General features: G+C 51.0%; 11 protein-coding genes. 7 read left to right on the plus strand and 4 right to left on the minus strand.

Annotated features, from left to right (window positions below; genetic code table 11):
• Positions 1 to 49 precede the first annotated feature (49 nt).
• Entirely contained in the window at positions 50 to 913 is an 864-nt protein-coding gene (locus tag C5O22_RS11065) for a class I SAM-dependent methyltransferase (protein ID WP_132781808.1), read from the minus strand.
• A gap of 49 nt (positions 914 to 962) precedes the next feature.
• On the opposite strand from C5O22_RS11065, the gene C5O22_RS11070 reads away from it, so the two are divergent.
• The 3 genes from C5O22_RS11070 (at position 963) to C5O22_RS11080 (ending at position 4,806) form a co-directional block, all read left to right on the plus strand.
• Positions 963 to 2,096 (plus strand): mannose-1-phosphate guanylyltransferase, encoded by a 1,134-nt coding sequence (locus C5O22_RS11070; RefSeq protein WP_132781810.1) that lies wholly within the window; start codon positions 963 to 965, stop codon positions 2,094 to 2,096.
• A gap of 65 nt (positions 2,097 to 2,161) precedes the next feature.
• The gene (locus tag C5O22_RS11075; protein ID WP_132781811.1) at positions 2,162 to 3,499 is read left to right on the plus strand and encodes an acetate kinase; all 1,338 of its coding nucleotides are present in this window, start codon (positions 2,162 to 2,164) and stop codon (positions 3,497 to 3,499) included.
• Between the two features lie 44 nt (positions 3,500 to 3,543).
• On the plus strand, positions 3,544 to 4,806 hold the full coding sequence (locus C5O22_RS11080) for an adenosine kinase (RefSeq protein ID WP_132781813.1): 1,263 nt from the start codon (positions 3,544 to 3,546) through the stop codon (positions 4,804 to 4,806).
• A 175-nt stretch (positions 4,807 to 4,981) separates the two neighbouring features.
• Here the strand turns inward: C5O22_RS11080 and C5O22_RS11085 are convergent, their stop codons facing one another.
• Positions 4,982 to 5,554 carry a DJ-1 family glyoxalase III gene (locus C5O22_RS11085; RefSeq protein WP_132781814.1) on the minus strand — a complete coding sequence of 191 codons (573 nt, stop codon included), beginning with the start codon at positions 5,552 to 5,554 and terminating at the stop codon, positions 4,982 to 4,984.
• Positions 5,555 to 5,647: 93 nt separating this feature from the next.
• Between C5O22_RS11085 and C5O22_RS11090 the strand changes: the two genes are divergently transcribed.
• From C5O22_RS11090 to C5O22_RS11100, 3 genes are all read left to right on the plus strand, one after another.
• The gene (locus tag C5O22_RS11090; RefSeq protein WP_132781816.1) at positions 5,648 to 6,919 is read left to right on the plus strand and encodes a response regulator; all 1,272 of its coding nucleotides are present in this window, start codon (positions 5,648 to 5,650) and stop codon (positions 6,917 to 6,919) included.
• A 6-nt stretch (positions 6,920 to 6,925) separates the two neighbouring features.
• Entirely contained in the window at positions 6,926 to 9,553 is a 2,628-nt protein-coding gene (locus tag C5O22_RS11095; RefSeq protein WP_132781818.1) for a response regulator, read from the plus strand.
• A gap of 81 nt (positions 9,554 to 9,634) precedes the next feature.
• A complete protein-coding gene (locus C5O22_RS11100; RefSeq protein ID WP_132781820.1) occupies positions 9,635 to 10,525 on the plus strand; it encodes a histidinol-phosphatase in 891 nt (296 codons plus the stop codon).
• A 43-nt stretch (positions 10,526 to 10,568) separates the two neighbouring features.
• On the opposite strand, the gene C5O22_RS11105 is transcribed toward C5O22_RS11100, so the two are convergent.
• Positions 10,569 to 10,925, minus strand: a complete 357-nt coding sequence (locus tag C5O22_RS11105; RefSeq protein ID WP_132781821.1) for a TraR/DksA family transcriptional regulator — start codon at positions 10,923 to 10,925, stop codon at positions 10,569 to 10,571.
• Between the two features lie 289 nt (positions 10,926 to 11,214).
• Here C5O22_RS11105 and infA point away from each other — a divergent pair, with 289 nt between their 5' ends.
• A complete protein-coding gene (gene infA / locus C5O22_RS11110) occupies positions 11,215 to 11,439 on the plus strand; it encodes a translation initiation factor IF-1 (protein WP_132781822.1) in 225 nt (74 codons plus the stop codon).
• An 82-nt stretch (positions 11,440 to 11,521) separates the two neighbouring features.
• On the opposite strand, the gene C5O22_RS11115 is transcribed toward infA, so the two are convergent.
• Positions 11,522 to 12,160, minus strand: coding sequence for a Smr/MutS family protein (locus tag C5O22_RS11115; RefSeq protein ID WP_132781824.1), 639 nt, complete (start codon positions 12,158 to 12,160; stop codon positions 11,522 to 11,524).
• Positions 12,161 to 12,168 lie beyond the last annotated feature (8 nt).

Raw genomic sequence — 12,168 nt, forward strand, 5'->3', positions numbered from 1 at the left:
CTCCTTTGTGGCAGCTCTGCCTTTGTAAAGGGCCGGGTAAAACCGGCCCTTATTTTTTCCCTACCACTATCAAGGTTTGAGCATCCTGATCATAGGGCCGAAGATTCCAACTCCCATAGACCTCAATATCTTCAAAACCCGCATCCGATAAAAGGTGTATTAATTCGGCGGCGCTATATAAACGCTGACAAAAACGTTTTTCGTAGCGGTTCCCCGCCGTATCAATAAGTATCCAGTGGTTTTCCAGAAGCCGCCAGGCATCAAGAATGCGATAACGGGTAAGCACGGTATAGCCAGAGCGTTCAAACCATTCACCTTCTATGAAATCCCGGGCTTCGATTTCCTTGCTCAGGGTTTCTAGAATATACCTTCCTCCTTTCTTTAAAGAATCGTAGGCATTTTGCACCACGAGCATATCATCTTCGGGATCGTCAAAATACCCAAAGGAAGTATAGAGGTTCACCACTCCATCAAAACGATCAGGCCGTTGAAAGAGCCGCACATCCTGTCGGACCAATTCCAGCGGAACCCCCACAGTGCGGGCACTTTCGGCCGCCGCCTCGAGGTACGATGGGGTAATATCCACACCGGTTACCCGGGCTCCTTGCAAGGCAAGTTCCACCGCGATTCGACCAGTACCGCAGCATTGATCCAGAATCTCTAAAGGTTCAGCAGGCTCCTCCCCCTGCGGGATATTCGTTTTTATCCTGGAAGAGGATGCCCCTTTTTCCGCATTTCCCTCTGAGGGAGGATTCCCCGCAGGTGTTCCCCGTCGAAGAAATTCTACAATTCGTTTAACCACAAGGGGAACTTCCTGCCAGCGGGCCTCATCAAAAATTATCGGAGCAAAACGCTGCCAGAATTGTTCATCCTCAAACCACGATTCAGAGTGGGGTGTCTTTTCACCTTTCATAGGGCCTCCCTGGTTGCGAGATAGAAGGAGTATAGCGTATAATCAAGGAATGTTTAACGATAGTATTATACTCGCCGGTGGATCGGGAACCCGTCTGTGGCCCGCCAGTAACACCCATAAACCGAAACAATTTTTGCAGACCCCCCGGGGCACAACCCTTTTTGAAGAAGCCCTCGAGCGGGCCTTTGCGATAACAGAACCGGAAGGAAGGGTTGTGGTCGTCTGCGGTAAGACCCACATTCCCCATATTGTAGCCTCCTGTACGGAACTTCCTGTAGAGCAACGAAAACGCCTCGTGCTTATTCCCGAACCCTTTGCCCGGAATACCGCCCCCGCTATCACCTGCGCCGTTCGCTACCTGGAATTTCTCCATGGGAAAAAAGAAAGCACCGCCCTGGTGCTCACGAGCGATCATATTATGGGCCCCCTCGAAACCTTTGTGGAGGATGCAGATGCGGCAAGTTTCCTGGCCCAGCACCATGCCCTCGTGGTATTTGGGATTCCCCCCCGTCATCCTGAAACCGGATATGGCTATATCGAAGCGGGGGCTTCCCTTACTACTCCCCAAAACCTCACCAATACCTACCAGGTAAAATCTTTCCGGGAAAAACCGGATCGCCCTACCGCAGAAACATTCCTTAAACAGGGGAACTTTTTCTGGAACTCCGGTATGTTCGCCTTTTCGGTTTCCCAATTCAAGGAAAACCTCCGGAAATATGCGCCCGTCATCATGGAATCCTTTAAGCAACTCACGGATCCGACAACTGATGCGTCCATGTGGCAGATTGAGTACGAGGTTCCCCTCCTGCAACGATGGAAAGGACTTGAAAAAAGTTATGAACAGTGCCCTTCTATATCTATTGATTATGCCCTCGCAGAAAAATGCCGCGATGTGGCGGTGGTCCAGGCCCGCTTTTCCTGGACCGATGTAGGTTCCTGGGATGAATATGCCCGCCTCTTTTCTAATTCATCGGGGACAGTATATAGTTTTAAGGCGGAAAATTGTTTTGTAGACAGTGATTTCCCCGTGGCCCTCTGTGGGGTGGAGGATCTTCTGGTGGTGGGGCGTAAAAATCCCGAAACGGGCACCCCGGTGGTCCTTATCTGTAAACGGGGGGATACTCAGGGAGTAAAAGACATTGTAGAGCAAATCAAATCCGATCATCGGACTGATTTATTATAAATTGATCTTGTTTTCCCGAAAAATCTGGGGAAACAGGCCATCTATTCAAAACAACTGGAGGAGATATGGTTATTCTTACGTTAAACTGTGGTTCTTCATCTGCCAAATATCAGGTGTATGATTGGGAAAAACAGGATGTGCTTGCGGTGGGGATTGTCGAACGGGTTACCCAGGGAGGTTCCTTTATCACCCATCGGGCAAAAGGAAAAGAGGAATTTACCCTGAATCAGGATTGCCCCACCCATGTAGATGCGGTAGAGCTCATCATCAAGATTCTCACCGATCCTACCCATGGGGTCATCCATGACATGGGGATGATTAAAGCGGTGGGACACCGGGTAGTCCACGGGGGCTCCAAATTCACCAAATCGGTGATCGTTACCGATGAGGTACTCCAGACCTTCCGGGAAGTTTCCGATTTAGCCCCCCTTCACAATCCCGCAAACATCATGGGTATTGAGGCAGCCCGAAAGGTTCTGCCCTCGGTTCCCCACTGTGCCATCATGGACACGGCCTGGCACCAGACCATGCCGGCTTCAAGCTACATCTATGCCCTACCTGCAGAATGGCACGAAAAATACCAGGTCCGTCGGTATGGCTTCCATGGCACAAGCTTTTTGTATACCTCTAAGCGGGCAGCGGTGCTTCTCGGAAAGGACTTCCATCAATGTAACCTCATCATCGCCCACCTCGGAAACGGGGCTTCCATCAATGCCGTAAAAGACGGCTGTTCCTTTGATACTTCCATGGGGCTTTCCCCCCTGGAAGGGCTTGTCATGGGAAGCCGCTGCGGTGATATTGATCCGGCCATTCCCTTCTACATGATGCGCGTGGCGGGGCTTACCGCCACCGAAGTAGAAAATATGATGAACAAGAAATCGGGGCTTCTGGGACTTACCGGCGGCCGGTTCACCGATCGGCGGGATATTCAAGCGGCGGTAGAGAAGGGAGACAAACAGGCAGAACTCGCCCAAGACGTGGAGGCGTACCGGGTAAAGAAGTACATCGGTGCCTATATGGCCGCCCTCGGCCGGGTGGATGCCCTGGTCTTTACCGCAGGGGCTGGTGAGATGGCCCCCTTTATCAGGAAAAAAATCCTTGCCGGCCTTGAACCGCTGGGAATCGTCTACGATCCCCAAAAGAACGAAATTGCCCGGACCCGAAACGCAGAAACCAACATCGCTGCTAAAGATTCTAAGATTCCCATCTTCATTATCCCCACCGATGAAGAGCTCGTGATGACCGAAGACGCCTACGCCCTTATGAAAGGCACCTACGACATTCACACCCGCTTTACCTATACCTTCCAGAAACGGGACTACGTAAACAAGTCCCGAGAAGAGGCCCTCCAGCGGGATCTGCAGAAGAATCCTGCCCTGGCTTCTATTATCGTGCGGCCTTGATACGATAGGGCGCTGAACAAGGAAGAAGGGAGGAAGAAAGGGCTGTGTCATCAAGTAAAAATGTGGAACTCCTGGGGATTGGGAATGCCATGGTAGACGTGTTTGGCACTATTTCCCAGGTCAAGCTTACAGAGATTCTGGAGCAGGCCGGTCAGGATCCCCACAAACGACACGTAAGCTGGGAAACCATCCAGGCCCTGGATGCCCACCTTTCCCAGCCCTTGCGTACCGCCGGTGGGGGAGCGGCAAATACGGTGAAACTTGTCGCTCGGCTCGGCATTCCGAGCGCCTTCGTCGGCGCCGTAGGAACCAGTGCTCCCGCTGAGGCCGCCCAACAGCCAGACCCCTCGCGGTTTTTGAAGGCCCCTCTTACGGGAAGCGAAAAAGGCCCCTGGGACGAAGGAGGACAGCTTTTTGAGCAGGAACTCCGTGAGGCCGGGGTGGAAACCCATCTTGTCCCTGGAGAGGGGCCGACCGGCATGTGTCTTATCCTTTCGGTAACCAATGAAGGGGCATCTTCTTTTGAAGGGACCGAAACAAGAAGGGGAGGAAAAAACGAAGGGCCTTCCCTCCTAGCCAATCCTCTGACAAGGAGTCTTTTTTCCGCGGTAGGGGGGCTTTTCTCTTTTTTAGTTAAAAATAGGGGGCTTTCTTTGCCCCAGCGCATCTACGCCTTTCCCGGAGCCGCGACATCCCTTTCTCTGCAGCACATACCCCTCTCCCTTATCCGCTTTTCCACGGTGGTTCTTGTGGATGGGTACCTGTTGTCTAAACAAGAGCTCATTCAGGAGATAGTACAGCAGGCAGACAAATTCGGCACCGTCATTGCCATGGATGTGGGGAACACTGCCTTAGTCCAGGAACATGCCCATTTTATCGAAAAGCTCTGTCGTGAACGGCCCCTCATGCTTTTCATGAATGAAGAAGAGGCCCACCACTTCTGTATTCGTCTTAATCCCCGGCTTGGCACCGAGGAACATCCTTCCGAGGAAGAACTCTATGAACCCCTGCGATCTCTTACCCGTCACCATATCTTTCCCATCATAGGGGTAAAACGGGGTGCCCAGGGGGCCCTTATCTTTGCGGGGGGGGAAGAATATCATTCCCGTACGGTGCCTCGCTATCCCCGGGATACCACCGGTGCGGGCGATGCCTTTGCGGCCGGATTTATCGGTGGATGGCTTCGGGGCAAGTCCCTTGCCGAATGCGCCACCCTCGGAAACCAGCTGGCGGGCAAAATCATCAGGGTTTACGGCACTAAGCTCGCATCCCACCCCCTGCGAGAAATAGCTAAAAAACTCCGGTAATGTCCCTCATGAGGGCTCGCTCAAGACCAAGGGTCACCCTTTCCGAAGGGCACCGGGGATAGGGCTATTCCACCCGGCGCCACTACAAGTCTTCCCCCGGGGAAAAGTCTTTACTTCGAGCCCCAAAAGCAGAACAAGGGTTTTCTCCCCGGTACAGTAAGTATGGCGACCAATTCTAATGGAGCAGCACCGCCTCGGCTACCTTTCGGGCATCCGTGGGGCCCAGGAGTTTTTCAATTATGGCGATAGCCCATTCGCCAGCGGTACCCGCCGCCCGGCTCGTGATAAGATTCCCATCCACCACCACCCGTTCGCCAGACCACTGGGCGCCCGTTACCTGCTTTTCCATGCCGGGATAACAGGTAAAACGCCGATTGTGCAAAACCCCGAGGGGAGCAAGAACCACCGCCGGGGCGGCACAAATAGCGGCAATCACCTTGCCCATATGGTGCATGTCTTTAATAAAGCCCTGCACTTCCCGGGACGCCGCCACGTTGGTTGAGCCCGGCATACCTCCGGGAATCACCACGCCATCCCACTGGCTTGCGACAAGAGCCCCCCGTCCTGCCAGTTCCTGAATACGCTGCTCCGCTATAACCACCGTCCCCCGGGATGATTTTACCTGACTGCTGGCCCCCACCGCCGCCGTCACAACCTCAATACCTGCCCGACGAAGATAATCGATAGGAGTAATAGCCTCCACATCCTCAAAGCCCTCTGCTAATACCACGAGTACCCTTCGAGACATGGCATACCTCCCTCATATTGCGCTATTTTGGTTCTTCTCATACAATATACTCGTGTTTTTTCAAAAGTGCAATTTATACCAGAGGATCATCCCATGAAACAGGTACTTATCATTGATGAGGCTCCTCTTCTGCGGGAATATCTTAAAAGTAAGTTATCCGAACAGGGCATAGCTGTAACCGTGGCCATCAACGGCCTTGATGGGATCTCAAAGACCCGTACCGTGATGCCAGACCTTATTATTCTGGATTATCATCTTACCCGGATTTCTACCCTAGAGGTGCTTAAAGAAATAAAACAGAATCCCAATACGGCTAAGATCCCTATCATCATCACAGCCCAGAAAATGGATCAAAAAAAGATCATCGAACTCGTTTCGTACAACGTAAAAAAGGTATTTACCAAACCGGTAAAAATCGATGCCCTCCTGGAAACTATTTCCGAAATGCTGGATGTTCCCATCGATATTGATAACACTCCCAGCATTGTAGAAGCCCATGTAAACGATGACGTCCTCTTTATAGAAATTGCAGAAGGCCTTAATAGAGAAAAGCTTGAGCTTTTACGGTACAAAATCTCAGAACTTATCGCCCTCTACGAAATACGCGTTCCCAAGGTGATTCTGTTGTTAAGCAACATGAAACTTTCCTATGCGGACATGCCAAATTTGGAAAAATTATTCGAGGTTATCCTCAGTGCTTCCCGGGCACCCCAGCGGTACATCAGGGTGCTTACCAATGACGAGTTTACCCGTCGCTTTATCGAAGGAAGAAAGGATCTTGCAAATATCGAAGTAAGTAAAGACCTCTTTTCTGCCCTCGAAGGGCTCTTGAGCGAATTTACCGGAGAATACGAATTAGGAGAAAAGAAAATAGAACTCGCCGGGGAACGGGTTCTTCAGGCAGAGGCAGGCCCTGAAGGAGAGGCGGTACATCTTAAATTCCAGACCGAAAAGAAACGGGCCCTTACCAGTATCGAAGAAAGCCGGGACTTTTTACAGGGCCTCAAGATCGCCGTCGTAGACGATGATCCGATAATTCAACAGTTAATTAAAACCACCTTCGAGAAAGGGGGCGCGATGGTATATGCCTACTCGGACGGTCAAGAGTTTATGGAGGCCCTAAAGAAAGAAACCTTCGACTTGATTTTCCTGGATCTCCTTATGCCCCGGATCGATGGGTTTGGGGTATTGCAAAGACTTAAAAGCGCCGACCTGGGTATTCCCGTCATAGTGCTTTCTGCCGTGAGTCAGCGGAACACGGTGATTAAGGCCTTCCAGGCAGGAAGCAAGAGCTACCTCATCAAACCCCTCAAACCGCTGGACATTATCACGAAGACCTTAGAAATTCTTCGCCCCGGGGTATAACTATTGATGAGCAACCTTCTTTTATCAGAAGCCCTCTACGGCGAGCTTTTTAAGGAAGCCCCTATTCCGCTGGCTATCCTTGATGAAAAGGGCTTTGTGCTCGAAAGCAACGATCGTTTTCGTTTAACTTTTTATGCGTTAACAGGACAGAATATTCAGGATATACCCCAGAGTTTGCCGGAATTCTTTTCTGAACGGGATGTGTATAAGTTTCCCTACCATTTTTCGAGGCTTATCACGGGAAGCAGCCAGAGCGTTCACTTTGTTTCTTCTTTTCGGAATACCTCGAGCCAGTCCCGGTGGCTCCACATTACGGCCTCGCTGATCCCTGAAAAAGAGGATGCCCCCCTTCCGCAACGGGGCCCCTTTATCATCGTGGCGGTAGAAGACAAAACAGAGGACTACCAGAAAACCCAGCAACTGCAGGAAGAAAAGGAAATTGCCAACCGCGCCATTGAAACAAAAAGTCTTTTCCTTGCAAACATGAGCCACGAGATTCGTACCCCCCTGCAGACCATCATTGGCATGCTTGAACTTCTGGAAGAAACAAACCTTAACCGGGAACAACAGGAATACACCCACCAAATTCGGTTTTCTGCGGAGGTCCTCCTTTCCCTGGTAAACGATATCCTGGATTATTCCAAAATAGAAGCGGGCAAACTCGAACTTGAATATGCAGAATTTCCGGTAGAAGAAATCATAGAACAAGCGGTGGACATGATTGCCCTGGAAGCCCACCGCAAGGGGCTAGAGCTTTTGATGTATATTCCCCTGGATACCCGGATCCGCATAAAAGGGGATGCCCACCGGCTCCGTCAGGTACTTATCAACCTGATTAAAAACGCCGTTAAATTCACCCGGGAAGGGAGCGTTACCGTTTCGGTCCGCCGAAACTCCTATCAGGGCAAGCCCGCCCTGACCTTTTCAGTTGCCGACACGGGCATGGGGGTAGACCCCTCTATTCGCCCCTATCTTTTTACCAGCTTTTTTCAGGGCGACCCCTCTACCACCCGAAAGTTCGGAGGAACCGGTCTGGGCCTTGCCATAAGTCGTCATTTAGTGCAGTCCATGGGGGGAGAAATCGGCATGGTCCCCAATGAAGGGCGGGGCTCTATCTTTAGCTTTACCATTCCCATAGAAGAGTCCCCCTTCCCCCTGGATATCCCCTACCTGCAGGCATGTCAGGAATGCCGCATCCTGATTGTAGACGATGTCTTTGAAAGTCGTCAGATCCTTACCACCTATTTGAGCGAAGGGGGCTATCGCCACATAGAAGGGTGCGCTTCGGGAGAAGAGGCCATGAGCCTGATGAAGAAGGCCTCCCAAAGTGGACGTCCCTACGATCTTGTGTTCATCGATATGCTCATGCCCCGGATGGATGGCTGGCGCCTTGCGGCGGAGATAAATCGCGACCGGGCCATCAATTCGGCCCGACTTATTTTGATGGTAAGCCAGGGTATGATGGGAGCGGAGGCAAAGATGACCCTCCTTCAGTGGTTTAATGGGTACATCACCAAACCCATTAAACGAAGGGAACTGTTTGAGGTTATTCAGCAAGCCCTCATTACCACCATCGATCTGGAAGATACGCAGGAATCTCAGGAGGTATCCGAAGGGGAAACCTTCGTCCCCTCAGACAAAGAAACCTCTTTGCTTTCAAGAAAGGGGATCCCCGTTTCCGTAGCGGAATCCTCCCGGCCATCTCTTTCTCTTCGCATTCTGGTGGTAGAAGACCATCCTATTAATCAACAACTGTTTGTTACTATTCTCCAACGCCTTGGCTACAGAGACATAGAAACCGCCAATAACGGGGAAGAGGCCCTTACCCTGGTAAGACAGACAAAACCAGAACTCATCTTCATGGACATCCAAATGCCCGGTATGAACGGCTATGAGGTTACCCAGCATCTCCGCGAGGAGGGCTTTGAAGGGCCTATCATCGCGGTTACGGCCAGCGCCTTAAGTGAGGAAAGGGAACGATGTCTTCAAGCTGGGATGAACGATATCATTACCAAACCCTATAAGCGACAGGATATCGCTCAGGTGGTATCCCGATGGACGGGGGCCATCTTGCAGAAAAAACCCGGCTCCGCCACCTCTGAGGAAGCCCGTCAGCCCCCCAGCACCAATGAAACCAGAACCAACTACGTTCAGGAAGAAAAAGCCACCCCTCGAAACAACGAATTCCGGGGTGTTTCTCGGATTTTCGAAGAATCGGAAGAAATCGAAGAATTGGAAGTCATCGAAGAAGATGCGAAAGAAGAGCCTATTTTTGATGTGGATGAACTTTTAGACAATTTTCTGGGAGAAATCGAAACGGTTATTCCCCTGCTTGCCCAATTCCTTGAACGGACAGAAGGAAAGATCCAACAACTTCCCGATCTCTTACGGAACCAGAGCTGGGAAACCCTTGAACGGGAAGCCCACACCATTAAAGGAAGCGCCCTCAACCTCGGGGCCCATGGGTTAGGGAAAGCAGCCCTTACGCTGGAAGAGGCCACAAAAAAGAAAGACCCTGCACTTATTCCGTCGGCAATCCAGGTTGTAGCGCAGGCCTTTAAAGTATTTAAAGAACACGCCCAAAGGGTCATTAGCGAACATACAAGGGAAAAGAAAGAGGATGAATCCCCCTAGAAGCCTCCATTTTAGATGCTCTTAGAGGAGCCCCCTCCCTCTCTAGCTGACAGAATCACGGGATTCTGCCATACTGGGTTCATGCGCTACAGTTGTGTACACACCCATACATCCTTTTGTGATGGAGAAGGCTCCGTAGAAGAACTGTGTCAGGCCGCCTTTGAACGGGGCTTAGAAGCCATAGGGTTTAGTGCCCATGCCCCCCTCCCGAAAGCACCGGGGCTCCATTATGAGATCCATCTTTTAGAAGAAAACTTCGATGCCTATGTGGAAGCGGTTCTCTCGGCCCGGAACCGCTGGGAAGGCAAGCTCACCGTGTATCTGGGCCTTGAGGTCGATTATATCCCGGGCATCCTGGGCCCAGCGGACTTTCAGAACAAGGGCTACGACTTCGATTTTCTGATTGGTTCCGTGCATTACCTGGTGCCAGAGAAAGGATCTCCCCCCTTTGCAATCGACGGAGACATCCAGGAATGGCAGCAGGGGGTTCAGGAAGGGTTTGGCGGGGATTACGAGGCCGCAGCGTACGCGTACTGGCAGACCCTCAGAGAGATGATACAAAAGGGGAACTTCGATATTCTGGGACACATGGACCTGATAAAAAAGAACCACCATCCCTGGCTCGAGACCCAGGCGCCGAACCGCTACCTTCAATGGGCAAAAGAGGTTATTCCTTATCTCGAAAACACATCCATTATTGTAGAAATCAACACCGGCGGGCTTATCCGGCGAAGGGTCCCCGAACTGTATCCTGCCCCTTTTCTTTTAAAAGAACTGGCCCAACACCATATTCCGGTAACCATCAATGCCGACGCCCACCGGCCAGAACATCTCGGCCTCTATTACGAAACGGCCCATCATGCGGCCCTCAAGGCCGGGTATACTACCATGCTGGTGGCAACCTCCGCTCCCCCCACCACTTCTCACAGCACAAAAAGAAAAATCCATTGGGAAGAGGTTGCCCTGACCTGAGGCGGGGAAGGGTTTTCCCTCCCCCGGCCCTAGGCCTGTGGAGTTAACGATTCCGCCGTTCCTCCGATGACTTACATTCAATACACATGAGGGCATAGGGGATTGCCTCGAGCCGATCCTGGGGAATCTTTTTTCCACACTTGATACAAAGCCCGTATTTCCCCTGCTGTATCCGGCTTAAGGCGTTATCAATCGCTTTGAGTCGTTTAATGTCCTGGGTTCCCAGGGTTTCAATCATTTTTCGATCGATATCATCGGAAGCAATGTCCGCAAAGTCTTTTGGGTCCATCCCTTCCACAATTTCTTTAAAATCCTCGTTACCTGCCACCAACGTAGAGATAATTTCTTTTTTGAGATTTATCAGGGATTCTCTCATTTTTTCTACAAATTCTTTATCCATACGTCCCCCTTCCATAGGTCTGGCAACATTGTCGTACTTCTCGATTTTTGTCAAGACTTTTCAGGATTTTTTTACCCCCCAACCAGACCATTTTAGTAATCCAAAATCCCAGGGGAAAGGGAGCCTTTTTTCATGCAGAGCCTCCTCTCTTTCTAAGGACTACCCCGGAACAAAACCATAAGGGACCTGTCCCCGATTGACAAAACGAGGGGCTTCCCTATAGCATAGAATAAATACTATATCTCATTCCTGCGGAGCAGGTACGAGTACTGTGCACAAAGGAGTTTTTGTGGCAAAAGAAGAAGCGATAGAAGTAGAAGGTATTGTGCGGGAAGCCCTCCCCAATACCATGTTCCGGGTTGAATTGGACAACCAGAATGGGCATCTTATCCTGGCGCACCTGTCGGGAAAAATGCGGAAACATTACATCCGAATTGTTCCTGGAGATCGGGTACGGATTGCCCTCTCTCCCTATGATCTCAGCAGGGGCCGAATCATTTATCGTGAGAAATAAGCGCCACGAGGGGCGCACTGCTCTATTCCTTCCGAAAGAAAGCAGGACCTCTGTGCAAGGGGCCCTCAGATACAAAACAGGCCTATCGTTGTTTAGTTCCTTTTTTATGCTTTAGAATTACCCAGGTAGCGCCAGAACCACCCCACTGTGGTGGTGCAAAGCCATGAGTCCCGGCAGCAGGGTGCCGTTCAATAAATTGCCGAACCGTTCGAATAAGCACCGCTTCAGAAGGAGAATGATTTCCCTTCCCATGAATGATAAGCACCTTTTCTGCCCCCTCTCGAAGGGCTTGCTGAAAGAAAAGAGAAAGGGCATCCCAGGCCTCGTCCCGGGTACAGCCGTGTAAATCGATGGTTGCATCAGGGTGTTTTTGTAACAACCTTCGTCGCCGTTCCTGTTGTTCCTCCACTTCCTCTTTAAGGCGATCTAAGGCTTTATCCTTATCTTCTATACCGTGAACATCGAGCCAGGCGGTAAGCACATCCCTTAGTTCCGAAGCGGAACGGTATGTCCCTTCCTCCCTCGTTCCGGAAGATTCCTTCACCGTTGATTCTTTTTTCTTTTCAATCTGCCTCTTGTCCCTACCAGAAAAGGATGGGGCGGGATGTTGCATAGAAGTTCTCTCTGCTCCCTGGCTAGATGCTTTCTTTTCATTTTTTTCCCCTTTTTGGGTAGGCCTCTTTCGTCCTTCCCAGGCATCAAGAATATCTCCAAAATTCATCGGCCCTC

Source organism: Treponema sp. J25 (assembly GCF_004343725.1).
Taxonomy (GTDB): Bacteria; Spirochaetota; Spirochaetia; order Treponematales; family Breznakiellaceae; genus J25.